25 protein-coding genes and 1 pseudogene are annotated in these 26893 nt (G+C 53.9%); 6 read left to right on the forward strand and 20 right to left on the reverse strand.

Going from position 1 to position 26893, the window contains the following annotated elements; genetic code table 11:
- Positions 1 to 157 precede the first annotated feature (157 nt).
- The 4 genes from C7387_RS20210 to C7387_RS20225 form a co-directional block, all read right to left on the reverse strand.
- Positions 158 to 2008 carry an ATP-binding protein gene (locus tag C7387_RS20210; RefSeq protein ID WP_120817352.1) on the reverse strand — a complete coding sequence of 617 codons (1851 nt, stop codon included), beginning with the start codon at positions 2006 to 2008 and terminating at the stop codon, positions 158 to 160.
- A 275-nt stretch (positions 2009 to 2283) separates the two neighbouring features.
- Positions 2284 to 3960 (reverse strand): DUF5906 domain-containing protein, encoded by a 1677-nt coding sequence (locus C7387_RS20215; protein WP_120817353.1) that lies wholly within the window; start codon positions 3958 to 3960, stop codon positions 2284 to 2286.
- A gap of 42 nt (positions 3961 to 4002) precedes the next feature.
- Positions 4003 to 4218 (reverse strand): helix-turn-helix transcriptional regulator, encoded by a 216-nt coding sequence (locus C7387_RS20220; protein ID WP_006683740.1) that lies wholly within the window; start codon positions 4216 to 4218, stop codon positions 4003 to 4005.
- Between the two features lie 295 nt (positions 4219 to 4513).
- A complete protein-coding gene (locus C7387_RS20225; protein WP_120817354.1) occupies positions 4514 to 5170 on the reverse strand; it encodes a hypothetical protein in 657 nt (218 codons plus the stop codon).
- Between the two features lie 556 nt (positions 5171 to 5726).
- On the opposite strand from C7387_RS20225, the pseudogene C7387_RS23200 reads away from it, so the two are divergent.
- The 3 genes and pseudogenes from C7387_RS23200 to C7387_RS20250 all read left to right on the forward strand — a co-directional run.
- Positions 5727 to 6351 (forward strand): annotated as a pseudogene (locus C7387_RS23200) (tyrosine-type recombinase/integrase); the annotation flags it as partial.
- A gap of 212 nt (positions 6352 to 6563) precedes the next feature.
- On the forward strand, positions 6564 to 7706 hold the full coding sequence (locus C7387_RS20235; protein ID WP_120817468.1) for a hypothetical protein: 1143 nt from the start codon (positions 6564 to 6566) through the stop codon (positions 7704 to 7706).
- An 849-nt stretch (positions 7707 to 8555) separates the two neighbouring features.
- Positions 8556 to 9311: a transporter substrate-binding domain-containing protein gene (locus tag C7387_RS20250; protein WP_120817357.1), complete on the forward strand. Its 756-nt coding sequence runs from the start codon at positions 8556 to 8558 to the stop codon at positions 9309 to 9311.
- Between the two features lie 217 nt (positions 9312 to 9528).
- Here the strand turns inward: C7387_RS20250 and C7387_RS20255 are convergent, their stop codons facing one another.
- On the reverse strand, positions 9529 to 10275 hold the full coding sequence (locus tag C7387_RS20255; RefSeq protein ID WP_120817358.1) for an SAM-dependent methyltransferase: 747 nt from the start codon (positions 10273 to 10275) through the stop codon (positions 9529 to 9531).
- A 10-nt stretch (positions 10276 to 10285) separates the two neighbouring features.
- Positions 10286 to 10543 (reverse strand): YjhX family toxin, encoded by a 258-nt coding sequence (locus tag C7387_RS20260; protein WP_038254127.1) that lies wholly within the window; start codon positions 10541 to 10543, stop codon positions 10286 to 10288.
- A gap of 333 nt (positions 10544 to 10876) precedes the next feature.
- Here C7387_RS20260 and C7387_RS20265 point away from each other — a divergent pair, with 333 nt between their 5' ends.
- Both C7387_RS20265 and zinT read left to right on the forward strand, forming a co-directional pair.
- Positions 10877 to 12025, forward strand: a complete 1149-nt coding sequence (locus C7387_RS20265) for an alpha/beta hydrolase (RefSeq protein ID WP_120817359.1) — start codon at positions 10877 to 10879, stop codon at positions 12023 to 12025.
- A gap of 70 nt (positions 12026 to 12095) precedes the next feature.
- Entirely contained in the window at positions 12096 to 12746 is a 651-nt protein-coding gene (zinT, locus tag C7387_RS20270; protein WP_038254132.1) for a metal-binding protein ZinT, read from the forward strand.
- Positions 12747 to 12852: 106 nt separating this feature from the next.
- Here the strand turns inward: zinT and dbpA are convergent, their stop codons facing one another.
- Entirely contained in the window at positions 12853 to 14226 is a 1374-nt protein-coding gene (gene dbpA, locus C7387_RS20275; protein ID WP_120817469.1) for an ATP-dependent RNA helicase DbpA, read from the reverse strand.
- 219 nt (positions 14227 to 14445) lie between these two features.
- On the opposite strand from dbpA, the gene C7387_RS20280 reads away from it, so the two are divergent.
- Positions 14446 to 14895 carry a PACE efflux transporter gene (locus C7387_RS20280; protein WP_006818685.1) on the forward strand — a complete coding sequence of 150 codons (450 nt, stop codon included), beginning with the start codon at positions 14446 to 14448 and terminating at the stop codon, positions 14893 to 14895.
- Here the strand turns inward: C7387_RS20280 and acpT are convergent.
- The 13 genes from acpT to C7387_RS20345 are packed head-to-tail and all read right to left on the reverse strand — an operon-like array spanning position 14828 to position 26890.
- A complete protein-coding gene (gene acpT / locus C7387_RS20285; protein WP_120817360.1) occupies positions 14828 to 15430 on the reverse strand; it encodes a 4'-phosphopantetheinyl transferase AcpT in 603 nt (200 codons plus the stop codon). The two genes, C7387_RS20280 and acpT, sit on opposite strands and share 68 nt — an antisense overlap.
- A gap of 1 nt (position 15431) precedes the next feature.
- Positions 15432 to 16661: a beta-ketoacyl-ACP synthase gene (locus tag C7387_RS20290; protein ID WP_120817361.1), complete on the reverse strand. Its 1230-nt coding sequence runs from the start codon at positions 16659 to 16661 to the stop codon at positions 15432 to 15434.
- Positions 16658 to 17389, reverse strand: coding sequence for a 3-ketoacyl-ACP reductase FabG2 (locus tag C7387_RS20295; protein WP_006818688.1), 732 nt, complete (start codon positions 17387 to 17389; stop codon positions 16658 to 16660). Before C7387_RS20295 ends, C7387_RS20290 begins: the two co-directional genes overlap by 4 nt.
- Positions 17386 to 17862, reverse strand: a complete 477-nt coding sequence (locus tag C7387_RS20300; protein WP_120817362.1) for a hotdog family protein — start codon at positions 17860 to 17862, stop codon at positions 17386 to 17388. The genes C7387_RS20295 and C7387_RS20300 overlap by 4 nt, the downstream gene beginning before the upstream one ends.
- A complete protein-coding gene (locus tag C7387_RS20305; RefSeq protein WP_038254145.1) occupies positions 17859 to 19028 on the reverse strand; it encodes a beta-ketoacyl-[acyl-carrier-protein] synthase family protein in 1170 nt (389 codons plus the stop codon). Before C7387_RS20305 ends, C7387_RS20300 begins: the two co-directional genes overlap by 4 nt.
- A gap of 1 nt (position 19029) precedes the next feature.
- On the reverse strand, positions 19030 to 19614 hold the full coding sequence (locus C7387_RS20310; RefSeq protein ID WP_120817363.1) for a DUF3261 domain-containing protein: 585 nt from the start codon (positions 19612 to 19614) through the stop codon (positions 19030 to 19032).
- Positions 19611 to 21932 carry an MMPL family transporter gene (locus tag C7387_RS20315; protein WP_120817364.1) on the reverse strand — a complete coding sequence of 774 codons (2322 nt, stop codon included), beginning with the start codon at positions 21930 to 21932 and terminating at the stop codon, positions 19611 to 19613. The genes C7387_RS20310 and C7387_RS20315 overlap by 4 nt, the downstream gene beginning before the upstream one ends.
- Positions 21901 to 22506, reverse strand: coding sequence for an outer membrane lipoprotein carrier protein LolA (locus C7387_RS20320; protein WP_006818693.1), 606 nt, complete (start codon positions 22504 to 22506; stop codon positions 21901 to 21903). Before C7387_RS20320 ends, C7387_RS20315 begins: the two co-directional genes overlap by 32 nt.
- Entirely contained in the window at positions 22503 to 22925 is a 423-nt protein-coding gene (locus C7387_RS20325; RefSeq protein WP_006818694.1) for an acyl-CoA thioesterase, read from the reverse strand. Before C7387_RS20325 ends, C7387_RS20320 begins: the two co-directional genes overlap by 4 nt.
- 3 nt (positions 22926 to 22928) lie before the next feature.
- Positions 22929 to 24620 (reverse strand): glycosyltransferase family 2 protein, encoded by a 1692-nt coding sequence (locus C7387_RS20330; RefSeq protein ID WP_120817365.1) that lies wholly within the window; start codon positions 24618 to 24620, stop codon positions 22929 to 22931.
- Entirely contained in the window at positions 24611 to 24964 is a 354-nt protein-coding gene (locus C7387_RS20335; RefSeq protein WP_006818696.1) for an ApeI family dehydratase, read from the reverse strand. The genes C7387_RS20330 and C7387_RS20335 overlap by 10 nt, the downstream gene beginning before the upstream one ends.
- Positions 24954 to 26312, reverse strand: coding sequence for an AMP-binding protein (locus C7387_RS20340; RefSeq protein WP_120817366.1), 1359 nt, complete (start codon positions 26310 to 26312; stop codon positions 24954 to 24956). Before C7387_RS20340 ends, C7387_RS20335 begins: the two co-directional genes overlap by 11 nt.
- A complete protein-coding gene (locus C7387_RS20345; protein WP_120817367.1) occupies positions 26309 to 26890 on the reverse strand; it encodes a COG4648 family protein in 582 nt (193 codons plus the stop codon). The genes C7387_RS20340 and C7387_RS20345 overlap by 4 nt, the downstream gene beginning before the upstream one ends.
- Positions 26891 to 26893 lie beyond the last annotated feature (3 nt).

A 26893-nucleotide genomic window follows, 5' to 3' on the forward strand; every position in this document is an offset into this window, starting at 1 on the left:
TTGCGCGTAAACTGTAACGAATTGCTCTTAATGATGCAAGGGAGTCAGAAAGCGGAAAGTCTTCAATTATTGGGTGGTGATATGTAAATATCTTAGACATAATTTTCAGTGACTTAATAGCTAGGTGAAGCTCCCTTATTAGGGAGCCTCGATATTTTTACTGCAAGTGAATATTTATCCTTCTTAACCAATCTAGAACTTCGCTGTTTGGATCGATGTTTGCTAGACGTGCTAGGTTCATATTATCTATTGCACCACGATTTAAGCGTTTTTTGGCTTTACTTTCTTTTTTAGCTTTTTTCTTTTCATCTAAATCATCCCATACCGTGTCGGATCCAGAAGCTTCATGAACAGCAATAGCGACTAAGGTAGGTACATCATCAAAATCATTATAATTTTCAGTTAATTGCAACCCGAACTCTATATTAATAGCCTCATAGTGGATATAATTTTCCATTTCTCTTTTATTGGTAATAAATGATGAGCAGTGATTACCTCTGGCATTTACTCTATCGGCTGCTTCCTGATATTTAGCTTGCCCCGGTGGTGGAGTATCTCTATCAAGAACATGAACTTCCGGTACCTGAAGGCCCTCGAGCCTGTTAGTCCAAAGTTCAAGAGTTGAGCCTCCCATAGGGATATATACTAATTCCCCTTGTTGTTCAGCATTTCGCAGGTCGATTATTGTTGGATCCTCAAGAGCTAGACGTGCTGAAATTCTGTTCATAAACTCAATGTCGTTTGGTCCTTCAACACCAATGAATGCTTTAATATTGTGATTAGCGAACATACCTAAACTAGATTTTATTTTTTGTAATGTTTCTTCATTTATTTCAGATAGTCCTCTAACTCCATCAGCATTTTTTTCTATATATCTTATAGATTCTTTATCAATCCTTCCCGCAAGTACTGGATTATGGGTTGTAAAGATGACTTGATTTGAACTTTCAAGTGATAGTTCTTTAATTGCATCTAATAATAACAATTGGTTATTTGGATGTTGAGATGTTTCAGGTTCCTCTATAGCAAATATAACATCTTGCACATCCCTTTCGTCTGCCAGTTGCTCTGCTTTTGCTCTAAAAAAGTTAATTAAAAACAAACGCCTAACACCGCTCCCTCTTTTATTTAGAGGGATTTGGTTTTCATTTGTTAATGATACCGAAAATACTTTGCTCCAATTAAAACTGGAGAATTCTGGGTTTAATTGGCTAGCGAGATCAGGATCCATTTCTCTGATTTTTTCGATTGTTAGCCTTGTAACTTCCTCAACTTGGTTTTTGACATGAATACCTATAATATCAAGTTCAGCTGCCTTTTGTTTCAATGCTTCTTTAATAGCAAACTTAATTGGATCCTGTGCTTCTGCATCTTGATCAGAACTTGGTCGATCAGATTTGAATAACTGGTACAAAGGTAGAATATTTTGAAGAGGTTTCCATATAGTGGACTTAATTTCCAAGTCAACCATTTGCTTCTGTAAGTTCTCGCTAGGAACACTTAACCAAATAGAGTGCCGTAATGCAGATTTAATTGTCTGATTAACGTTATTAAGATCTACGTTCAGTTCCCTAGCTCTTCTTTTAAGTTCTGCTACTGTTAGAGAAAATAGATCATTAAAGTTTTCCGCCGTTGGATGGAAAGCATGAATATAAACATGCTCACATTTTGGTGATGCCCCTGAATAAACTTTTTTTATTTGTAGCTTATTATTATTATTTAGTAAGTATTCATTCATAGGAGATATTAGATTGTCAGTATCGACTATTAACTGATTTGGTATTTCTCCAAAGATGCATGTTATCTCAATTGAATCTGTACTTCTCAATCCACAAGATCTGTCGCCCGGCTCTAATTTGTCAGAATTAAAAAAAGCATCTAGCGCTTCGAGAATCGAAGACTTTCCTACATCATTCCTTGCAATTATTGCAGTTAATGCATCAATAGATATTGATATTGGATTTCTATAACATCTGAAATTTTTAATTATTACTTGCTCTAATTTCATAATATTCTCTCAATTAAATATTCAACAAGTCTATTTTTAATTTACAATTGCTGTGAGCTTAGTTCTTAAATCATCGTTTCTGTATACATCTATACGACATTACGCTTTTTTTACTATTAATTCAATTGGTTATGACGGCGCATTATACAAAAACAAATGAGTAGAGCTCTCGGATTTCGTTATGTACTGGACATCACGGTTAGGCAAAAATGGCATCTAAAATCAGGTATGACCCCGAGTCACAAAAGCTTCATATTCAATTCTAATCTTAAATATCAACCAAATATCGTATCTATCACTTCCCCCAACATCGCAGCAAACCTCTGACGCAGCACGTCCTCTTCCGGTAGTTCATAATATTTCCCTATCCCTCTGCCTGATCGCCCCTGAACAGGGATGCCTAATCGTTGCATCAGCTTACCGCTCATCGCTCTGGCAGCGGCGGGAGATAATGGAAGATGATGAGTTGTGCTCCATAGCAAGAACCTTTCCACCAGTTCGGTAGCCGTCAGGCGTGCCATGCCACTGAATGGCCGCGAGGTTTCAAGCTCAGCCAGCATAAACTGATGTACTAGTGGCAGACTGGCGATCTTCTCTTCTCTAAGAGCTTGAGTCACGGGAGCGCGGCGGGGATCGAAGCCTGTCAGGTCCAGATGTTGTAGCCAGTGAAGCAAGTAGGCAGCGCCGTTTTCGTCCAGCCAGCGATACAGCCGATCAAAATAATCTTTGTCCCGAATGCGGCGAGCGTCTGGCTCCAGCACCAGAAAACGGCGTTCATACAGCCCTGCCCGGATGACCTGATCGTGATTACTGGCGAAGATCATCCGCGCGCAGTTGGGGACAGGCTCCGGCTCCATCCCTTTACGTTCCAGGTGAAAGACCGGCTCACTGATGATGGCTTTCAGCCTGTCCGCACATCCGGCTTCCGTCATTTCGGCTTCGTCGACAAATACCAGCAGCTTGTTTGCCAGCGTACTGTTAAAACGCCCGATCAGATGCCTGATACCGTTGATCTGCGCGGCATACGGGCCAAGGATTTGCAGCAACGGGCGCACCAGAGTGTTTTTTCCGGTGCCTTCCACCGATTTCATCACGATAGCTACGGAGGGTTTTTCCTCTGGGCGCTGGATAAGGTGTGCCATCCATTGCAGAAGATAATCAGACACCACCTTATCTCCGGCGCAGATCACCTGTTCTACATGATAAAGGAAGGGCGATATATCACCCGGCAACGGCTCTGTAATGAACCCCGTAAACAGATTACAGATATCCGGTGGACAGAGCGCTGGCTGCGGGTAAAAGCCAATGCCACCTGTTTTACTGTTATGTCCCGGCCATTGCAGCCACGCATTGCCTGTTGGTTTTCCGGCAATTGGTTTGTCGGCCAGAAAGTTATTGCGAAATGCGCGTAGCGTCTGGAAAGTGTGCGTTCGCCCGGTGACGGCATGAGGCTTCACGCTGACCACGTAATGCTCGCCGGAAAGCAGTACATGGGTATATTCGTTATTAAGCGCTTCAAGGCGCTGGAGATCGGCTTCCGCTAACGGCGTACCATCGCTTAACGCTTGCTGAGAGGCCAACAGTTCGGCGGCGTCGCTTTTCAGGCGGGCAAGCTGAGATGTCCAGTCTTCCAGCAAATTGCCCTTCAAATCATACAGCACGGCGTATTGCACATTTGCCAGCGCCAGCTTATGGGCAATCTGCGTCAGGGGCAGTTGTGCGATGCGCCCAGCCTGGTGAATCCGTACCCGATAACGGTTTTCGTCGATGATGTCCAGTTCGCTGAGATGTTCTAACTGGTCCAGGTCGAGCACTATTGGCGGGACAGGATCGTCCGCTTCCGGGTCCTGCATGTAGCGCTTCGCCGCATTCCAGGCTTCATCTCCGGCGAAGATGATGGCCTCCGTATATTTATCTTCCGGGAGCTTTTTTACATTTGGTGCGCGTTTCATGATGCTTTTCTACTCACGATAGCGCTCATCCCTGAGCGGCGGTTAACCTGTTTTTGACCGTTCCTGCCAGCGACGAACTTCGGCGGCATCAAATACCACCAGGCGTGATGAAAGGCGGACTGGTTGCGGGAAACCGGGATCTTTCACCCGGCGGTGAACCGTGGATTCGCTCATTGCCAGGAACAGCGCTACCTGACGGATACGCACGTTGCCGGAGAGCGGAAAATCCAGGGAAGTGGGTGGTTGTGATGTGATCATGATCGCTCCTGTACTGGGGTGAGGTGGCAAGGTTGATACTATTCAGCAGGTTACAGGGCGTCTACAGGTCAGAAAAAATACAGTGAAAGGTGTGGCCGTCCAGTGAAAGAATCCCCTGTCCGGTGAGTAGTGCTCTTCTTGCTCGCGAGAATTGAGAGCATCCAAAATTGCTTTATCTGACTGTTTTAGAATAAGAAACTAGCAGGTTCACTGAATTGAATGGTTGAGTAAAGAACGAGGCCGTACACGTCCTGAGACGTTCCCGGACTACTATGGAGGGCCAGACGGAGAGGAATTAATCGCGGAAGCGCCGGGGGATAGTCAGAGCTGACTTTAACTTACTATAGATAGTTGATCGTGATAGTCCCTCAGCCGGAAGTCCTTCGCGCTCCGCCAGCGTCTGGATATCTCGCCAGATGTCAGCCAGATGGGGGGATTCCGGTGTGCCATATACCCCATGCGAGTTTTTGACCAACAGCATGATCAACAGAAAAAGCAGCCTGTCAGTATTTTCTCTTTCCGTTGTTTTACGGTATTGCCCACGCTGATTGCGGCGCAGCGTCAGGCCCAGTTCCAGCAGCGGTGGACCGCCCAGGCGCATTAACCAGCTCCTGGCCAGGTTCTGGTTGGCAATGGTGGTGACAGCCTGAAGGCAACGCGTCCGGATCGGCTCCGGGGTGATAGTTTCATCAGTCATCAGGTGCGCCAGCGCAAACATTTCGTCTGCCGGGTAGAGCTGTTTGTTTTTGCCCTGAGGTTGTAATCCGGCGGCTTTTATCTGCCGGGATATCTGGTAAAGCCAGATGTCATAGTATTCCCGCTTATTCTCCGGTATCGCGGCGGATTGCAGGCGTAGATCGAGGCCGCACAGCAACAGGGCCAGTTCGCGCATACTGAGCGCAGGGGTACTGGCTGCCCGTTCGAATATGTTCTGGCGTACAGGGCTGATCATCTTTTTATCCTGGTAATACAGGTGAATGGAATTGGTGTAAAAATGTACAACAATGACGTTACCATACAGTTCACAGGGGTTTATTCCGGAAGGCGAAAAGTGTGCAGCCGATAACAATGAGGTGATGCAGGTGGTAGTAGCGTGGCACAGATGAATTATTGACCTTTGCCACTTATTAATTCTTATTTATTAATGCATTACTGACTTATGGTACAGATAGTATAGGTAATATTGATAAATTCAGGTAAAACATAAAATCAACAGATGTGATACTTCGTATTCGATAGCGTTATGACAGTAATCACAAAATGATAAGACCAAATTTGTGGTGGTCATATTGGTGGTCAAAAATAGAACCTTTAAGTAATTAAGCCTGAATTTACAGTCAGTTATAACCCTGTTCGACTCCTATTATCGGCACCATTTCAAGATCTATCGAAGTTTACTCAAGTCCTCAAAGCCTCAACCCTTTCTCAATATTTTGAGGTCGAGTGAAGTACACCTTAATCTACATTATTTTGGGGTATATGCTGTTCGGTCTAAATGAGATACCGCCAACGGAGCTCGCTACTGGCGCTTAAAACCCCGTGTGGATGGCAAAGAGAGACTCCTGGCTTTAGGTGTTTACCCTGCAGTTGCCCCTGCTGATGCTCGTTCAAAACGAGGTGAGGCGAAGAGGGGGATCTCTGGGAATATCTAAGCGAGAAGAGAAGATTACTCGGGTTCTGGTTGTAAAGAATACATTTAACGAAATCGTTCTGGAATGGTATGAAAGCAAACTTAAGAAGTGGTCTGCTGGAAATGCTTCTGACATCCTCGAAGCGCGCAACAAAGACATTTTTCCTTTTATCGGCAATATAGTGATCTCGGAAATGAAGCCCGGGGGCAACAGAGAAAGCCAAAAGAGTACGCCAACGTTTCGGGGAAGTTTTTCGCTTTGCCATCGTTACTGGGCGTGCTAAGTATAGCCCCACCTCTGATCTAACCATTTCAATGCAAAGTCATCAGTCCAATCATCACCCCCATTTTAACTGACAGGTGTTAGAACCGGAAAGATAAGAGTTACCTCATTAGATGAGTTTGAAGGGGAAATATGGGAAGTACCTGCGGAAAGAATAAAAAGGCGCCGCCAATATATTGTTCTTTTGTCAGAACAGGTCATTATACTGGCAACAAAAATTTCTGCCTTGAGATTTTTTTACTATATCTGACGGTGATTTTTGTGAGCTTAGCGCTCTCAAAAGATGGTTGAAAGGCTTTGCATAGAGGAGATGTTTTTTTTCTGGAGTCAGAAATTGTCAGTTTTGCTGGTAGAAAAAAAGCCATTCAAATGTTCAGTTATGGTTATCTTCTTGATAGGATTAATCCGAATACTTTCAATTGGGATAGGGATATGAAGATAACTTTGATTGCAACATTAGTGGGCATAACGATGTTAACCGGGTGTGGACCACAAGAGTTAACCCCCGAACAAAAACAGGAAGTTTCTGCACTTAAGGCTGAATTGTCCCAAACGGAGGGAGAAATCTCAGCAGCGAAAGACGTTGACCAACAATTTTCTGGTGGGCTAATAAAGAATTTAACTACCGCAAGATTGGAAGTTTTAGGAACAAATAAGGCTCTTTTAGAACAGCGTATAAATGCTATTGAGTCCGGAGCCAAAATTGATGTAGTTATCTCTGGTACCAAGCCAGACCCTGAACTTGCGGCCTCTATTAAAACAGAGATAGATAATCTGACTGCAAAAATCAACGAAGCTAAAGCAGATGCCAGCCAGTATTCTGGCGGTTTGATACAGGTCCTAAAACTATCAGCCGTTGCTACTGAAGAGCAAAGCATGGCTATGCTGCAGCAAAGATATCTTACCGCTAAGTATGGGCTTGCTGAAGTTAAGCTGGCGCCGGTTCAGGATAATGTCGCAGCCACCAGCGCTAAGAAGGAGGCTACAGCTAAAACTATCCAGGAACATCCCCCTCTGCTGCCACCTTCTGAAGGTCCGTTCGGTCTGGAGGCTGGGCTGACCCAAAAAAATATCGAAGACATGATCGGGGAAAAACTAGAACGACTTCCTGAGGGGGTGAATCTGTATGTTTCCGATAAATTACCAAAACCAAATTCTGAATTTGATATGTATGGCTTGTTGATCTCACCTAATGTTGGCTTATGTCAAATTACAGCTGTTGGTAAACTCATTGATACCGATAGTTATGGGCTTGCTCTGAAATCCAGGTTTGAATATTTAAGAGCCTCACTCAGTTCGCTTTATGGAAAGGCAGAAACCAAAGACCTTTTACTGGCCGGTTCAGTATGGAAAGAACCTCAGGACTGGATGATGGGGCTAAGCAAAAAAGAACGCTTCTTATCTGCCACCTGGAAGGGAACAAAAGAAACGCCACTTAAAAATAATATTGCCACTATATTCATTGAGGCTAGGTCGAAAGATTCCGAACAAGGTAATGTTCACCTGCAGTATTCATTCACAAATTATGATGTTTGTGAAGCTGAGTTTGAGAAAACAAAAAAAAGCTCTCTTTAATCATCCTGGATTAGGCCCCTTAACAAGGGGCTTTAATTGTAAAAAATAACTAAATGTATTCAATGAATGAAAACTTAGTCCAATTGTTTGAAAATGTATTAAAGGATATGCTGTTAGATACCGTCGCCCTCTCTTTTATTTTTTGCAATACTTTTGGTTTTTATCGGTAAGCGCGGGCTAAGCATAACAATCTGGCTTATGACCGTGTTCATAGCCCCAGGTCTTTGTGTAGCAGAAACGTGGCTGGTGGCACGACCAATATACCATGCCGAGGCATACTTCCATCTTAAGTGAGCCAAGCGAATGTGCGTGCTCTATGCTTTATGTTCAGCTGAATTCTTGTTGGTGCGTTATATTTCGCAAATTTTTCATCCGCAACGTAGCCGACGTTGTCGTTATGAGGAAAATGCACACGCTTGTTGACGCTTCGCACTTCACTTGTCAGTTCCCGGCACCAGTTTGTTTATAGCGAGGTGTTTCTGCCGACAGTTTACGAAGCGCTGTCGAGGATGCCATGCGAGAAACCGCAAAGTTCGGGTTAGCTGTGCTAATGAAATCCTTCCTGGACACCGATCCGAATCAGGGAACTTTCTGCAAAGTCCGACTGCGTTTTGATGGCGCTATAGCTGGCAGACAAGCATCCGCTGAACCCATCTCCATTTTTGCTATCCTTGGGAAACCCATGAAAAAATAAATAGATGCTGGAAAATAATCTAAATACAGCTTAAAAGAGAAGAGAAATCTAATTCTCCAGGGGCATCGAATAACGGCAATTCACCAAACGATTCCCCTTGCGAATACATGTTTGTTCAGAGCGGAATACGCATATCCGTATGTAAGGATAAAAGGATGACACTAAGGGCAGGAGTTGTACTGTTGTTACTGGCGTTCGGCAGCCAGGCGCGTGATATGCAGACCATTACCCACAGCGGTGTGCTGAAGGTTGGGGTCCCGGGTGACTACGCACCACTGGCCTTCCATAACAAGGCCGGTGAACTGCTTGGCTACGATATCGATATGGCAAGAGATCTCGGTAAAACTCTGGGGCTCAGGGTGGACTTCGTCCAGACTAGTTGGCCAACACTCTCTACCGATCTGAAAGCTGACAGGTTTGATATTGCTATGGGCGGCGTCACCCGCACACAAGAGCGGGAAAAGGCGTTTGCCCTGAGCCAGCCTGTCGTTGCCAATGGGAAAATTGCCCTGTCTAACTGCCAGGTCGCACCCTTGCTCGGAAGCCTGAAGCAAATTGACCGCCCGGAGGTGAAGGTGGTGGTCAATCCAGGGGGAACCAATCAGAGTTATGTGGATAAGTATATTAAGCATGCGCAGATTATTCGGGTGAAGAACAACGTGGATAATCTGCAGGCGCTGAGGGATAAAACTGCCGACATGATGGTTACCGACCTTATTGAAGGTATCTGGTATCAGGAGCAGGAGCCGGGTGTATTCTGCGTGGCAACGAAACAGCCGCTACCAGGTACGGAGAGCTATAAGGTTTATATGATGAGTAAGGATAATCCGCAGTTGCTGGAGAAAACTAATCAGTGGCTGATGAAACGGGATCACACCGTACTCAAGCACCAGTGGAAAATAGCAGAGTAAGTTATATGTTGTTTCCGCGCATCACCCATAAAACCAGGTCAGGATAATTGAAGCGAAAGTGATCACATGGGCAAGCCTGTTAATGCTCATGAGCTGTGCTTACGTCGAATGGCTGACAACCTCAGCGGATAGCTAATATTGAAAGCTGGTATGGGGATGTATAACAAAACGATCGGCCTTTAAAAAAGGCCGATCGGGCTACGCGCTTCACTCCTTACTATCGGGCAATCAACGCAAACACACCCCAGCCAAAGTATTCCCGTGCGTAGGTGACGTGGCGTGCTGGCGCTATGGTCAGCTCCGCCCGAACCTCCTTCGCAAATTCGTCGTCAGGGTTTTCCTCCAGCCAGCGGCGCATGGTCATCCATTTTGCTGCTTCGTAACGGTCCCAGCCTTCCTGATCTGCCAGTACCATCTCCACCACGTCAAAACCCTGCTCGCCAAAAGAGGCGACAAGCTCGGAGAGTGTGAGAAAGTCTGCGATGGAAGAGACGCCGCAGGCCCGGGCCATGTCTTCCGTCGCCGGGACCTGACGCCAGTAAGGTTCGCCTATGAGAATCATGCCGCCTGGTCTGAGGCTTCTCGCCAGCAGATCAATCGTCCCGACGACGCCACCGGCAATCCAGGTGGCACCTACGCAGGCCGCGATGTCACATTTTTCATCCGCAACGTACCCGGCGGCGTCGTTATGAATAAAATGCACACGCTTGCTGACGTCGAGTTCCTCTGCTCGCCGTTTTGCCTGCACGGTGAAGAGTGGGCTCATATCAATGCCGGTACCGGTGATAGCGTAATCGCGTGCCCAGGTACAAAGCATCTCTCCCGAGCCGCTGCCCAGATCGAGTATGCGTGTGCCTGGCTTCATGCGTAATACGCACCCTAGTGTGGCGTATTTTTCCGGCGTAAACGGGTTGTGGATACGGTGTTCGCTTTCGCTAATAGTAAAAATACGGGGAATATCCATTATCCTCTCCTTAACGGTTGTCCGGTTGAGCGCGAACGTTGTTCAGGCCCATGGTATTGATGCGGTAGGGCTGACCGTTGACGGATTTGATAAGCTTCTTGGTTTTGAGTTTTTTAAAGACGGCGAGCGTGCAGTCGCTGAGCAGCAGCCCTTCGCGGCTGTAGCATTCCACAGAGGTGACGCGGCCTGACGAATCGCGGACGTGCGCAATACGTCCACCTTTAGCGAGAACGTGTAAGGTACGTTGTTCCTGACGGGATAAATTCATACTGGAAAACCTGTTTAATCATCATGTGCAAAATGTGCAAACACACAGCGGTGTCCGCAGTTGATTTCAGCGCATTGATAATCAGTCTGGCCTGAATAGGTCAGTAAGCTGATTATCGGATGATTACATTCTCCAGCATCAAAGCCTCGGGTTGAGTTGAAAGGTATTTAACGGGTGAATAATAACACCTGTTTTTTATAAGTGAATAGCCAGGGTTGAAAAATGTGAACCTGAAGAGTGCCTTTCATGCAAGGCTAACGCCGTCCTGGTTGACCCTTTATTGAGCGCTTATAGTCTACATTGCTAGCATGACTAACTTCAGAGCCCATTGAGATGACTAAATTTTTTTCGGTACCAGGATTCGCCACTGCCGTTTCATCGCTACTGCTATCTACCGCTGGGGTATGCGCTGCGGCAACTGAGGTCGCTACAAACTACACGCCAATCCCGGAGGAGCGAGGGCTGACGGAAGCCGCCCGGCAATACTTGCTGCGCTACCCCTCCGTAAGTGGCGTTGATGGCAAAACGAAGCGTGAAGATACCGCTGCCGTGTTTATTCCCTTTGGCGCAACACCTGCGGGTGGCTGGCCGGTGGTGGTGTGGGCGCACGGCACCGTGGGGGTGGCAAACCACTGTGCTCCATCATTAAATGTGCGTTCCGATCGCGATAAACAGTACCTGAATACCTGGCTGTCGCTGGGATATGCCGTCGTGGCGCCAGACTACGCGGGGCTTGGTTCCGCTGGTCTGCACCACTACCTCGACGCCCGCGGCGAAGCCTGGAGCGTGCTGGATGCTGTGCGGGCAGCGCTGAAAACCTTCCCGCTGAAAAACGATCTCATTCTGGTTGGGCAGTCTCAGGGGGCCCACGCCGCATTCTCCAGCGCCGGTTTTCAACCGCAGTATGCGCCGGAGCTTAACATCCGTGCCACGGTATTGACCGGTACACCTTATTTCGACAAAGGCACCACGGCTGCAGATATTTTACCGCCGGCGAAGGGGGTCTTACCGACGACGGGTGACCCCAAAATACCGTACATTTTTTATATTTATCTTTCTGCCGCTGATGCCGATCCTTCACTTAAACCTTCTGATTATTTCCAGGAAAAAGCATTACCGTACCTGCAAATGGCCAGTCAGCAGTGCATCACCCCTCTGAGCGATGCCACCATGCAGGCGGGTTTAAATGCGGCGAATACCTTGAAACCAGGTATTGAATCTCTGCTTAGTACTCAGGTCAGTACGCTGCGCTACCCTACGCTGAAGCTCTCGCACCCGGTATTTATCGGAATGGGCGACAAGGATGTCAACGTACCTACCTCGATGCAAATGCGATTCGCCGAGGCGGTAAAAGCTGCAGGTACTGCGGCCGATGTTCATGTGTATGAGGGGCTGGATCACAGCGGCACCGTGAACCCATCGCTGCGTGATTCTGTGCCCTTTATCTTCAGGGCCAATGCTCAATCAAGAAATGCCAAGTAACATCAGTGTTGAATTTGAAGTTATGTTATAATATAACAATCACTCTCAAATAATTAATGAGGGTGAAATTTTGGCTATTCATTTTGAAAAATTATCGATAGCTCTGGGGATGTTGTTTATCAGTGGTCAGGCGTTGGCGCATGGTGACCACTCCCACGGTGTTCCCATGAGCGACATTGAGAAAAAAGCTTCAGAAGGTGTTTTCGACGATAAGAACGTTAAAGACCGCGAGCTGAGCGATTGGGATGGGGTCTGGCAATCCGTTTATCCGTATCTGGTGAGTGGCGAGCTGGATCCTGTTTTCAAAAAGAAAGCGGAGAAAGATAAGAGTAAAACCTTCAACGAGGTGAAGGAGTATTACCGCAAAGGATATGCGACAGATGTGGATACTATCGGCATTGAAAACGGTGTTATGGAATTTCACACCGGGAACAAGGTTGCGTCCTGCAAATATGACTATGCCGGGTATAAAATCCTGACCTACACATCAGGAAAAAAGGGCGTCCGCTACCTTTTTGAGTGCCACGACGCGAGCAGTAAAGCCCCGAAATTTGTTCAGTTCAGTGACCACATCATCGCCCCGCGCAAATCAGCCCACTTCCATATCTTCATGGGTAACACCTCGCAGCAGGCGCTGTTAGCAGAAATGGACAACTGGCCGACTTACTATCCTTATCAGCTAAAGAACGATCAGGTGATTGACGATATGCTGCATCACTAGCGAAGAGGCGGGAAGTAACAATCGTTTTTCATCATCATTGCCTCCTTCCAGACGGTTAATGGCCAAAAGGGGCCGTAGGCCCCTTTATGATTTCATGGTATTAGGCTCAGCCGAGCAGCCGCACCTTCACGGATTTACCTTTAATTTTGCCCTGTTGCAGCTTTTTCCAGGCATGGCGAGCAACGGATTTACGAATGGCGACGAAGACGTGAATCGGGTGAACGTCAATTTTCCCGATATCGGCACCTTCAAGCCCCATTTCCCCGGTCAGCGCGCCGAGAATATCGCCAGGACGCATTTTGGCTTTCTTGCCGCCGTCGATGCACAGCGTTGCCATCTCGGCTTCCAGCGGTTTGATGGCAATGCCGGTCGGCAGCGGTTGCCAGTTGAGCGACAGGTTCAGCATTTCTGAAAGCACGTTGGCGCGCTGGGCCTCTTCCGGTGCGCAGAAGCTCAGCGCCAGGCCGCTCTGCCCGGCGCGGGCGGTACGTCCAATGCGGTGCACGTGAACTTCCGGATCCCAGGAAAGCTCAAAGTTTACCACCATCTCCAGGGCCTTAATGTCGAGGCCACGGGCGGCAACGTCGGTCGCCACCAGGACGCGGCTGCTGCCGTTGGCGAAGCGAACCAGCGTCTGGTCGCGATCGCGTTGCTCCATATCGCCATGCAGCGCCAGCGCGCTCTGGTTACGCTCGTTCAGCGCATCGCACACCGCCTGGCAGTCTTTTTTGGTGTTACAGAACACCACGCAGGAAGCGGGCTGGTGCTTACTGAGCAGCGCCAGCAGCAGGTTGATTTTGCCGTTGTTCGAAACTTCATAAAATACCTGCTCCACCGCCGGGAGTTCATCCACCGAATCAATTTCGATGGTCTGCGGGTCGCGCTGCACGCGGCTGCTGATGGCGGCAATCGCCGTCGGCCAGGTGGCGGAGAACAGCAGCGTCTGGCGATTAGCCGGAGCGTGAGTTATCACCTCGTCAATCGCATCGGCAAAGCCCATATCGAGCATCCGGTCGGCTTCATCCAGCACCAGCGTCTGCAGCGCATCGAGGTTTACGGTCTCTTTTTTGAGGTGATCCAGCAGACGGCCCGGCGTTGCCACAATAATGTGCGGCGCGTGTTGCAGGGAGTCGCGCTGAATACCGAACGGCTGCCCGCCGCAGAGGGTCAGGATTTTAATGTTCGGCATATAGCGTGCCAGACGGCGCAGCTCTTTTGCTACCTGGTCGGCGAGTTCGCGCGTCGGGCACAGCACCAGTGACTGGGTTAAAAACTGGCTGGCGTCAATGTGCTGCAGCAGACCAAGGCCGAAGGCTGCCGTTTTACCGCTGCCGGTTTTCGCCTGAGCACGGACATCCTTCCCGGCAAGAATGGCGGGGAGCGCCGCGGCCTGAACGGGGGTCATACTGTGGTATCCCAGTTCGTTCAGGTTGGCGAGTTGTGCTTCAGGTAAGGCGTTCAGAGCGGAAAAAGCGGTCACGTTGGTCATCTCATAAAATATCGGTCAGCGCGTATGCTAGCAGATTCGCCGACGTCAGGTGGCAGTAATCTGCACAGACGATAGCGCCACCGTGTTCACGCTTTTCTTAACAAATCGGTACAAAACCTCAGGTTTACGGGCTCTATCCTTGATTAAGTATCACTCGGCCCTATGATGTGCAGGGTTTTTTATTGGTAATGGAAATAAGGAGCGCAATGGGTGAAGGTTGAGCTAAATAAAAGTTTTAAAGAACGCATACTGCATGCCGTGTTATTTGAAGTGTTAGCAAACATCATTATTGCCGTGTCGGTGGCGAAATTATTAGGCGTATCACTGGCTATTTCCGGCACACTTTCGGTTGTTTCTGCCGCCACCGCTACGCTGTGGAACTACATTTTTAACTACATCTTCGATGGTATTCAGCGCCGTTATAAGTTCGAGCGGACGTTTAAAGTGCGGGCTATTCATGCCTGTATTTTTGAAGCCGGGCTGATTGTGGCACTGCTGCCGGTGGCGATGTATCTGCTGGATCTGACGGTGATGGAAGCGCTGGTGGTGGAGACGGGGCTGGTGCTGTTCTTCTTACCTTATACGCTGGTGTTTAACTTGACTTACGATCACTTGCGCTGGCAGCTGGTAGGTAAACACGCTGAAGCTGCCAGTCGGTAGCCGCTTCTGCGCACACCGCAAGCCACAGCCTGTCGTCAACTAACAGCTGGCGAACCGCGTGGCGCGGTGCCGCGCTATCCACCTCTGCCATCTGCCACACCTGCCCGGCGGCCTGTTTCAGAATCGCTTCTTTGCGCGTCCAGATTTGCCAGAAGAGGTTTAACCGCTCCGGCTCCGGCGCGTCGGTCAGTTGCTGACGCTCCCCGTCGCTGAATACCGCCTCGGCCACGCCCTGCCAGTTTTTACGCGGGCGAACCACCTCGATATCACAACCGATTTCGCCCTCATCGCTTATCGCCAGCGCAATATCATCGCCGCTGTGGCTCAGGTTAAACCACAGCCTCGGTTTCCCGGCGAACGCCGGTTTACCGTTCTGATGGGTCACCAGCTCTGGTAATGGGGAAGGGGAGAGGGCGTGCGCAAGAAGCACGCGGCCGGCATGCCAGCCTGCGCGTGGTGAAACCGGCACCTGCAGCCCCGCGGGCAACGGGGCCTGACTCAGCTGTGAGAGACTTCCAAGCCAGACCCGCAGCACGTTACGCCCAGCGCTTAATGATGATGGAGGTGTTGATCCCGCCGAAAGCAAAGTTGTTGCTCTGCAGATACTCGCAGTCGATACGGCGGGCTTCACCCATGATGTAGTCCAGCGCGCCGCACTGCTCGTCCGGATGGGTCAAATTGATGGTAGGGGCAAACCAGCCTTCGCGCATCATCTGCAGGCTCATCCACGCTTCCAGCGCGCCACAGGCACCCAGGGTATGGCCGAAATAGCTTTTCAACGAGGAGATTGGCACGTTATCCCCGTAGATTGCCGCAGTGGCCTGGCTCTCGGCAATATCGCCACGATCGGTCGCGGTGCCGTGCGCGCAGAGGTAGCCAATATCGCGTGGTCCAAGCCCTGCCATATTCAGCGCCTTCTGCATGCAAACCTGCATCGTCTGGCTCTGGGGCTGGGTGATGTGCGCCGCGTCGCAGTTGGTGGCAAAGCCGACGATCTCCCCGTAGATGGTCGCCCCGCGCGCTTTGGCGTGCTCTAACTCTTCCAGCACCAGCGTGCCTGCACCCTCGCCAATCACCAGCCCGTCGCGCTTCTGATCGAACGGTGAAGGCGTGGTTTTGGGTTCGTCGTTGCGCTGACTGGTTGCGAACAGCGTATCAAACACCGCGGCTTCCGAAGGACAGAGCTCTTCCGCGCCACCTGCCACCATCACGGTCTGGTAACCGTGGCGAATGGCTTCCCAGGCGTAGCCGATGGCCTGGCTGCCGGAGGTACAGGCGCTGGAGGTCGGGATCACCCGACCGCGCAAGCCGAAGAACAGCCCGGTGTTCACCGCCGTGGTGTGTGGCATCATCTGTACGTAGGTGGTGCCGGTGATGTTGTTGGTGTGTTTCTCGGTCAGCATGGTGGCAAACTCGCTCACCGGACCGGTGCTGCCGGTAGAAGAGCCGTAGGCAATCCCGGTTTCACCGTTGGTGAGTACCGGGTCATCAATCAGCCCGGCCTGCTCCAGCGCCAGTTCGCTGGCACGGGTCGAGAGCAGCGACACGCGGCCCATTGCGCGGATGCGCTTGCGGGTATAGTGCTCGGGAAGCGTGAAATCGTCGATCGGTGCGCCGAGCAGGGTGTTCAGGCCGTCATAAACCTGCCATTCTGGCATTTTGCGTACGGCGTTCTCGTAGCCCAGCAGACGGCGGGAAACCGCATCCCAGCTCTCGCCAAAGGCGGTGACGCCGCCCATCCCGGTTATCACAACGCGACGAGTCATAGCATCCCTCCGTTGATGGAAATGACCTGTCGGGTGACGTAGCCCGCAATGTCGGACATTAAATAGCGGGCAAGCCCGGCGACTTCCTCGGCCTGACCCATGCGCTTCATCGGGATGATCGCCATCGCTTCTTTCAGCGCCGCCTCTTCCATTTCTATCATCCCGGTATCAATCAGTCCGGGGGCAATGCAGTTAACGGTGATTTTGCGTTTGGCGAGCTCAATAGCCAGCGCTTTGGTCGCGCCGATGATCCCGGCCTTCGCCGCGCTGTAGTTCACCTGGCCGCGGTTACCCATAACTCCGGATACCGAAGACAGCGTAATTATCCGCCCACCCTGGCGCAGGCCAATCATCGGCATAATGCAGGGGTGAATGACGTTGTAAAAGCTGTCGAGATTGGTATGGATAACGCTGTCCCAGTCGTCTTCGCTCAGGGCCGGAAACGCGCCGTCGCGGGTAATGCCCGCGTTGCTGACCACGCCGTACCAGGCACCATGTTGGGCTATTTCCTGCTCCAGCACCTCGCGGCACTGCTCGCGGTTGCCAACGTCGAAACCGAGTACGCGGCCCGTGCCGCCCGCCTGCTCAATGGCGGCCAGCGTCTCTTTTGCCCCCGCCTCATCGCGGTGGTAGTGAACGCCAACGGTAAATCCATCGGCGGCAAGTTGACGGGCAATTGCGCGTCCAATTCCTTTACTGGCTCCGGTGACCAGCACTGAGCGACTCATGCGCTATCTCCCTGATTAAAAAGCGTGGTTAATTCTTCGTTCGTCGGCTGGAAGGTGTTAACGCGACCGCTGGCAAGCTGAGCGCCATCTGCTTTAATGGTGCATTCGAAGCTGCCAAAACGTTCGTCCTGCATCAGCAGTTTCACCTCAATATCGAGAGTTGCTCCCGCCGGTAAATGCCCTTCGGCGCAGACCAGTTCGCGCGCGCCGAGCACCATGCCGAGCGCGATGCACTCTTTGCCGTCGTGCTGACGGTGCCAGCCTGACCATACGCCGACGGTCTGGGCCATCAGCTCCAGCGCATACCAGCCTGGCAGATGATCCTGGGTATCGATAAACGGTGCCAGTACGCCGTGGCGGCTGACGGTGACCCGGCAATGGGCGGTATTGTCAGTGACGTTAACCACCTCTTCCAGCAACAGCATCGGCGCCTCGTGCGGCAGGTAGCTGGCAGGGGCTAAATAGTGGCTCATGACACTCTCCCCAGCAGAATGCTGGCGTTGTTACCGCCAAAGGCAAATGAGTTGGAGAGGATAACCGGGCGGGCCAGCGGCTGCGCCTCACGCAGAACGCCGCAGGCAGGCAGCGTCGGGTCAATCTCGCCGCGGCTGAAGTCCTGCGGCGGCAGCGGCAGCTGCATTTGCAGAATAAGCGTGGCGATCGCCGCCTCCGTTATCCCCGCCGCGCCCAGCGTATGGCCGGTGAGATGTTTGGTCGAGCTGCACGGAACTCGTTCGCCAAAGAGGTCATGCACCACTCTGGATTCAATCTGATCGTTGAGCGGTGTGGCGGTGCCGTGCAGGTTGATATAGCCCACGTCATCCGGCTGTAGCCCGGCGTCGTTGAGTGCCTGCGTAATCGCCCGAATCGCCCCTTCGCCCTGCGGATGCGGCGCGGAGATATGCCATGCGTCGCTGGATTCCCCGACGCCCAGCAGCGCAATGGGCTGCGGTTCGCGGGTCAGCACCATCAGCGCGGCACCTTCACCAATGGTAATGCCGCTGCGGTCGCGGCCAAACGGCTGGCACAGGGTGGGGGAAAGGGATTCCAGGCTGTTGAAACCGTTAACCGGCATCCGGCTCAGGGTGTCAGAACCACCGACAATGGCCACGTCGGCAAGCCCGGCCTCAATCAGGCGGCGACCGCTGATGATAGCTCTGGCGCTGGATGAGCAGGCGGTGGAAAGGGTAAACGCCGGGCCCGCAAGCCCCAGCCAGCGGTTGAGAAAACGTGACGGATCGCCGAGCTCCTGCTGCGGGTACTGCCAGTGCGGGCTCGGCTGCTGGTTCAGCGAAAGATTAACGTGCGCGTCGCCTTCGTTAAGCCCCGAGGTGCTGGTGCCCATCACCACGGCGATACGGTCGCGGCCATAGCGTGCAATGGCTTCATCCACCTGCGGCTGGATCTGCGCCAGCGCCGCGAGCAGCAGTTGATTGTTGCGCGTTCGATGAGCAGAAAAACTATCGGGAATGGGCGGCAGCTCCGCGTCCACGCCGCCCAGTACCGCCTCAGGGAAGCCCTGCAGCCAGCCTGCGCGTGGGCGCATCCCCGGCGACACGCCACGGGTCAGGTTCGCCGCCACGTCTGCTGCGTTGTTGCCCAGCGCATTAATCATGCCGATGGCAGAAATGTAGATCATCTCAGTCACCCAGATATTGAATGGTGATGTGGTATTTAAAGGCGTGCTGCTCAATGCTGATAGGCTCGCGTTTGCCCTTGCGCTGCAGATAGATAATTTCCGTCACCAGCGTGCCACGGGCGTTGCGCAGTTCACGTTTATCACCCTTATCGATGAGGGTCCAGCCTTTTGGCAGCAGCGGCTGCCACTCGCTGATCGGCCAGTGGCTTAGCATCACGTCTGCCAGCACCTGGCTTGCCGGCGGCAGCTGTGGCACGACGATCGACTGCTCGGTATGCAGCCCTTTTTCATCATAGGTCACGAGGAACAGACGGATCCCGACGGAAGAGAGCCCCGCGAGGGTCAGCTTTTTGTCGTCGGCGTTGAGCATCACCAGCAGCGACTGGGTCTGGCCGTTGAAGCTGCCGGTCAGCAGCTGCTGCGAGTTGACCGCCGGGCTTATCCCCGGCTTCGGTAATGTGACGCGCGCGCCAGGTTCCAGCCAGGCCTGCGGGCGACCGTTATTTTCCTGAACCGAATGGCTACAGCCCGCAAGGGTGAAGGCGGCCAGCAGGGCGACAGCGCGCCAGAGGGAGAGTTTCATCATCGTTTTTCTCGTTTTTTGTCCGGCATGGCTAATGGCGAAAGCAGATAAGCGGTGAAAATACCGCTCACCAGCACAATGCCGAAACTACTGATAGCCAGGGTGGCGCTGAAGACCAGCATGCCAAGGGTTAATAACGTGGTCAGCATCGCGAGGGTAATCGCCAGCAGCGAGGTCAGCGGCGTACCGCGCGGGTTACTGAAGAACAGGGTGTAGTTGATGCCGATACCGAGCACCAGCACCAGCGCCAGCAGTGAAAACAGGTTCACCGAATGACCGCTAAGCGACAAGGCTGCCAGCCCGCAGCCGAGCGACAGTACCGACGGCACCAGGCTTATCAGCCCCTTGCGTAAGCCCAGGCGGGCAACCGCGCCGCAGGCAATCACCGCGAGCGCGATGCCAAGCAGGCCGGTCAGCAGGGTTCTGTACTCGGCAAACAGCGCATCGAAGGTCAGCTTACGATCGACCCACGCAATACCCGGCTGTTTCGCCGCCAGCACCGCCAGCGCGTGGCTGTCGGTGACGCCATCGGCCGGGATCAGCACCCCGCTGGCACCGTTTGGCAGCGTCAACCACATCAGCCGCCAGCCTTCGCTGGCCGGGCTTTGCAGCCAGGCGTCGACGGTGGCGGTCATCGGGCTGAGATCGGGCGTGACGGCACTGAGTCCGGCGCTTTGCAGCGTGCGCTCAACCGCAGGCGTTGCGTCGCGCAGCAGCTGCAGATCCTGCTGCTGGCGCGCCTGCGAGTTTAATGGGATCGTGCGGTAACTCTTCAGCACACCGTCTCTGCGCGCCGCTTCGAGCGCTGGCGTAAAGGCTTCCATGCGCGTCAGGGTCTGCTCCGGCGTATCGCCGTACACCACAAACCACTTCTGATCGACGCTCTGGCCGGTCAGGCGGGTGATGGCTTTTTCCTGTGCCAGAATTGACGGCGGCAGCGCCTGCAGCTGCGAGATATCGTCATTCACTTTTAACAGCGCCAGCCCGGTTAGCGACAGCAGCGTCAACGCCACCGGCAGACCAATACGCAGCCGCTTGTCGCGCCGCCAGGCCGCCAGCCAGCGCAGCATCGGTGCCATGGCGGGAACCGGGCGCACCGGTAAACCACGGCACAGCCACGGGTGCCAGAACAGCACCGTCAGGCAGGAAGCGCTCAGTCCCACCGCCGCGAACACCGCCATCTGGCGAATGCCGGGGAAGGGGGCCAGCATCATAATCAGGTAGGCGGCCACGGTGGTGAGCAGTGCCAGCAGCAGAGCATTACGCACTTTAAGCAGGCTTTGCCACGGCGAATGCTCCGCGCCGTGCACCATCCGTTCGGTGAGGTAGTAGAGCGTATAGTCAGCCGAAATACCGATGATGCTCATGCTCATCACCAGCGTCATCAGATGCAGTTCACCAAACAGCAGCAGCGTCACCACCGTACCCGCCAGCGCGCCGATGCCAATAGAAATCAGGCACAGCAGCAGCGGTCGCAGGGAGCGGAAGGTGAGCACAATCAGCAGAATAACCCCAAGAATGGTGGCCACGCCGAGGGTCGAAATATCGCGTTTGGCCTGCTGGCTGGCGTAATCGCTGTAGAACACCGTGCCGCGTGACAGCAGCTGCGCCTGTGGGTACTGCGCTTTAAGCTCGCCTTCAAGTCCGGCAAGGGTAGTAACCAGCTGGTGGGTTTGCTGCATATCGAAGGAGTTGCCCGCAAGCTCGCCGTGCAGCAGATACCAGTAGTTGCCCTGCTCGTCCTGGGTCACCAGCCAGCCGTCTTTGAGCTGCAGGCGCTGGCTGTTCTGCGCTAACGCCAGCTGCGATCCGCGCATCAGCATCAGCGGATCGTTTTTAAGCTCTTTCCCGCTGACGCCGGAAAACGCCGAATACATCTGGGAGAGGATCCATTGCGCCTGCGCTTCGCCGCCGTTTTGCAGCCGCGCACGGGTAGCGCTATCGATAAGCGCGTTGCGATGGCTCCAGAAGAACGCGCCCCAGGCCTGCTGACCGGCTGCATCCATCGGGCCTTTCACCTCGCTGAGTGCGGATGATTTTTGCAGCGCGGTGAGCCACGCCTGTGCGGCTTTCGGATCGGCGGTTTTCCCCGGGCTTACCAGCCACACCAGCTGGCGGTCGAGGCGCTGCATGAAGCCGTCATTCAGCGCCGGAGGGATTGCCCCCAGCGCCTGTTTTGGCAGCATCGCCAGCACGCTGCTGTTCATCCGCGACTGCGGCAGCAGCACGAGCAGTGCGCCGACAAGCGCCAGGCACAATATGCCCCACAGCAGCGCCGGGCGGCGGGAATTACTGGGCGGCAAAGCGTTGGCGTTCGTCATGGGTCAGCGTGGCGGGCGTCAGTTGATGTTGAGAAAGCGCGATATCGGTGCGATCGCCCTGCTTATCATTCAGTTGAATACTTTCCAGATACGTTTGTCCCGCCAGATCGATCGTGGCGAAGATCTTATCCAGCGGCGTGGTGGTTGGCGTCAGACGCAGCGTCCAGCGGCCCTGTCCCTTATCCTGGAAATCAATACGGAAGTTCTGCTCCAGCACCTTTCTGTCGGCCTGGAACAGCGCGCGCAGCAGATGGTTAAACTGGAACATCTGCGGGTTATTTTCGGCGGTGATCACCTGTGCTGGCTGGTGGTTTATCACCTGCACCATCCGCTTATCGTCGAGCATCAGCAGCATCGGGAACGGCGTTTTCTGATCCCACAGCAGGCCGGTATCGCGGGCGATCAACATTTCACCCTGCGATCTGAGCGGCTGTGGCAGATCTTTTATCGTCCGGGTCTGATCAAAATGAGCGCGCACCACCGGCTGCTCGGTAAAGCGCTGCTGCAGCTCGTCGAGGGTTACGGCGCTGACGAACGGGCTCAGTAGCAGCAGAACAACGGGCCAGAATTTCATAGCGTGACTCCCATACGTTCAAACAGGACCGCCGGGCTGACGAAGCACATCTCCCGACTTTGTTCCTCTACCGCTACCTGAATGGTGTAGCCGGTCGTGGTGCGTTTACCGCTGGCGGCATCGAAAATCTGATAACCAATACGCAGGCGGTTTTCATACTCTTCGAGCTTCGCGCGCACGCGAAAACGCTGTTCAAAGGTCAGTACGTCGCGGTACTTCACCCGGGTATCCACCACCGGCCAGACGTAGCCGGAGGCTTTCATCTGCCGGTAGCCGTAATCAAACTGGTTGAGCAGCGCCTCGCGGGCGATTTCAAAGTAACGAAAATAGTTGCCATGCCACACCACGCCCATCATATCGACGTCGTGGAACGGTACGGTCAGTTCAACCTCGGCGGTAAAGCGGGGATCGGTCAGCACCCTTTACTCCTTATCGGCGGCGTCTGGCAGCTGCCAGAAATCAAAAAAGTTAAACCAGTCCAGCGGCGATAGCAGCGCGTAATGTTCAAGACGCGCGGCGTAGCGGTGGATGGCCTGCTCCAGCGCGGCCTGGCGCTCGGCGCGCGGCAGCAGGAGCGGGTCGGCGAACGGTTCGCAGTGGATGTTAAGTACGCCCTGCTGGCGTAGCGCAAAAATCAGCAGCACCGGGCAGCGCAGAATCGAGGCGAGAATAAACGGTCCCTGGGCGAACGGTGCCGGCTGGCCCATAAACGGGCTCCAGGTGACGCGGAAATCGCCGCCGCGCTGCGGGTTGACCGCAATACGATCGCCGACGATGGCTACCCATTCACCGCGTTCGAGCTTCTCTTTCAGCATGATGGCGGTTTCCGGGCCGATGTCGTTCACCGGTAACAGGTTCACTCCGGCTTCCGGGGCCATCTCTTCCATGATTTGCTTAAAGCGCTGAGCATTCTCGCTGAACACCAGCGCGTTGATAGTGCTGGTACCTTTTAGGCTCGCCAGCGCCCGACAGGCCTCAACGTCGCCAAGATGCGAGGCCAGCAGCAGTTTGCCCTGCGGTTTATCGAGCGCCAGCGTGGCCTCGGCTCCCGGAGCAAAGACCACGTCGCGGCCAAAGTGCAGCTCACCGCGCCAGCTGGCTATCTTATCCAGCATGGCGTTGGCGAAGCGCAGGAAATGGTGATAGCTGTTGAAGGGCTTTGGCACCGGCATCTGCCGGGCGGCAAGCTGCAGGCGCACCCGCGCGAGCCAGTTCTGCGAGGCCTGGCGGGCGCGGGTCGCGCTCAGCCAGTAGACGGCAACCACCGGCCACAGCAGCACGGTAAACGCGTTGCGCCCGAGCAGCCGCCAGACGGTGAGCATAAAGCGCATCCCCCACAGACCCTTGACCTCTTTCTGCTGCGCCCAGTGCGATGAACGACGGCGCAGCAGCAGGGAAGGAATGCGCGGCAGCATGCCGAAGAACAGCCGGGTGTGCATCAATGAGATGCGCACGTTGTCCTTCAGGGCGTCGAAGTGCGACAGTCCATCCTCGGGATAGGTCACCCGGGTGGGAACAAAATAGCTGGTGTTACCCTGCCAGTAGAGGCGAACCATCACCTCGGTATCGAAGTCCATCCGTTTGCCGATCTTCACCCGGCGCGCCAGCTGCAGCGTTGGGGCGACCGGATAAACGCGAAAGCCGCACATGCTGTCTTTCAGCTGTAGCGACAGGGTCTCAATCCACACCCAGACGTGAGTGACCCATCGGCCATACAGCCGGGCGCGGGGAATAGAGTCATCATAAATCGGCTGACCGGAAATCAGCGCCTGCGGGTGCTGTTCAGCAAGGGCCAGCATCCGCGGAATATCTTCGATAGCGTGCTGACCGTCGGCATCCACCTGCACTGCATGGCTGAAGCCCATCTGCTGCGCGGCCTGCAGGCCATGCATCACCGCCGCACCTTTACCGGCGTTTTGCGCCATACGCAGCAACGTCACGTCGGGCTGCTCTGCGACCAGCGTTTCCAGTACCGTGCGGGTGGCCTCGTCGCTGCCGTCATCGACAATAATGCACGGCAGGTCGAACGGTGCGAGACGCGCCAGAACCTTCGGCATCATTGCGCCGTGGTTATAGCAGGGGATAAGAATGCAGGGAGAGAACGCTACTGACATAGACGGATCTTCCCGCTGCTGGCGGTGTGGCGGGCGTCGCCTTCGTGGCGCTGGAAGCTGAAGGTCAGCATTTGCTTCGCTTCCAGCCACTTCAGCGTCAGGGTTACGGTGGTGTCAGGCAGCAGCGGCGCCTGAAACTTGACGTTCTGAATGCTGTGAAAACGAAAACCGGGCGCCAGCAGGGTGGTGGCATAGTGCATCACCCACTCCAGCTGGGCGACGCCGGGCAGCAGCGGCTGTACGGCGAAATGGCCCTGAAACCAGAAAAGGGCTGGATCGAGATGCAGCACAATCTCCGTCTCCCCGCCCGGCGCCTGCTGGCGCTGAATTTCATTAGGTTTCATCAAATAACTCCTGTAACTGAGCATAAACGCGCTTGTTCATGCTGTTGACCGGGATCTCGTCCAGCACCCGCCAGTAGCGGGGGATGGCTACCGGCTCAAGCCACGGCAGCAGCGCCCGGCGCCAGGACAGCTCCAGCGCTTTGCTGTGCGTCTCCTGCCAGCGGTGGTGGAGAGCGTCATCCAGCACCAGCAGCACGCCAATGCCCTGACGACCTCCGCGGGCGACAGGGATAGCCGCCGCTTCACGGATCCCTTCGAGATCGGTCAAACGCCGTTCCACTTCGCTCAGTGAAATACGTTTCTCTTCAATTTTCACGACCCGCCCGCGACGTCCGGCAAGGCGGAAACGTCCGTCGTCGTTGAAGTGCAGCACGTCGTCAAGCAGCAGGCCGTCGGCATCGGTGATAAGCGAAGATCGTGCGCGAAAGGCATCGCCTTCCGGGGTTATCTGCACGCCGGGGAAGGGGAGCCACGGAATGTCGTCCTGTTGACGGTGACGCCAGGCGAGGATCCCGGTCTCGGTGCTGCCGTAAATTTCGTCCGGCCAGATACCAGACCAGGACTGCGAATCGGTTACGTCCTGCCAGGGCAGCATACCGCCCGCGGAGAGGATCATTTCTATCGGCGGCGGCGCAAGCTGGTGGTCAAGGCGTTTGAGGAACGCCGGACTGCTGACGAACAGATAGCGGTGCTGCGGGCTAATCGCTGCCAGCTGTTCGGCGTAGTAGAGCATGGCTGCGTGCAGCGGTAGCCCCAGCGCCATCGGCAGGAAAATACGGAAGGTCAGACCATAGAGGTGCTGCGGCACCACGGAGGCCACCACCCGGCAACCCACCAGACGTTCAGCGAAACGCGTGCCAAGCAGGGCGGCTTCCGCATCGAGGATGGCGATGGTTTTTACCACCCGTTTCGGTTGCCCGGTTGAGCCAGAGGTGAACAGCTCGACAAAAGCATCGGCGGCTATGGCTGGCAGCGCGGTTGCTGGTGCCTTAGCGCATTTCGCGGAATCGACCAGCAGCTGCGGGCCGTGCCACGCCAGCGGGCTGTCGCTCAATACGCCGTCGAACAGCGCGCGCTGCTCGTCCAGCAGCGAAGCGCGGCAGTGGCCGGGGATAACCGGTGTTTTACCCGCATGCAACGTCGCCAGCAGCGCGACGATAAACAGATAGCTGTTCTCAAAGCACAGCGCCCAGCGGGAGCCTTCCTGCTTATTCAGGTCTGCGAGCAGCGTCGCGACGTCGTAGCGTAGCTGAGCCAGAGTCCAGCTGTGATCGCCAAGCCAGGCGATGACGGTTTCATCACTGCGCGGGGCGCAAAGCCACTGCGACAGGGGAAGCGTCTGATTCATGGTGTGTCTCTTTTCATGACCTGGCGGCGAATCAGCCATTCGCCCGCCATCAGTGCGCCCATCAGCAAATAGGACAGCATCCCGTTCCAGGTGGTCCACATTTGCATATCGCCGTGCAGGGCGGTAAAGAGCGCGATAGTTCCGTTAAAAATGAAGAAGAGGCACCAGATTTGCGTCACACGACGGGTGTAGCGTACGCCCTGCGGGGGGAGATCGGGGGTGCGCAGGCGCGCCAGTCTCTCGACCAGCGGCATGGCGCTCCACAGCGACCCACCAAAGACGCTGAGCATCACCGCATTAACCACGACCGGATAAAACAGCAGCAGCTGGTGGGTTTTCAGCAGTACGCTTGCCACGCACAGCGCGATGCCCGCCAGCGCCACGCTCTGCATGACAAAGCGCATCGGCCCGGCATTTTTCCGCGCCTGGCGTAAGCGTAAAACCAGCAGCAGTGCCATCAGCGGCAGCAGCCAGTGCAAACTGTTGTGTGCCAGACCAAACCAGATGACAAACGGCCAGGCCAGCAGCAGCGCCCCGGTCGCTACCTGAACGACAGGCAGCGTTCTGAAGCCTCGCATGGG

The sequence above is a fragment of the Yokenella regensburgei genome, assembly GCF_003634235.1.
Classification (GTDB): domain Bacteria; phylum Pseudomonadota; class Gammaproteobacteria; order Enterobacterales; family Enterobacteriaceae; genus Yokenella; species Yokenella regensburgei.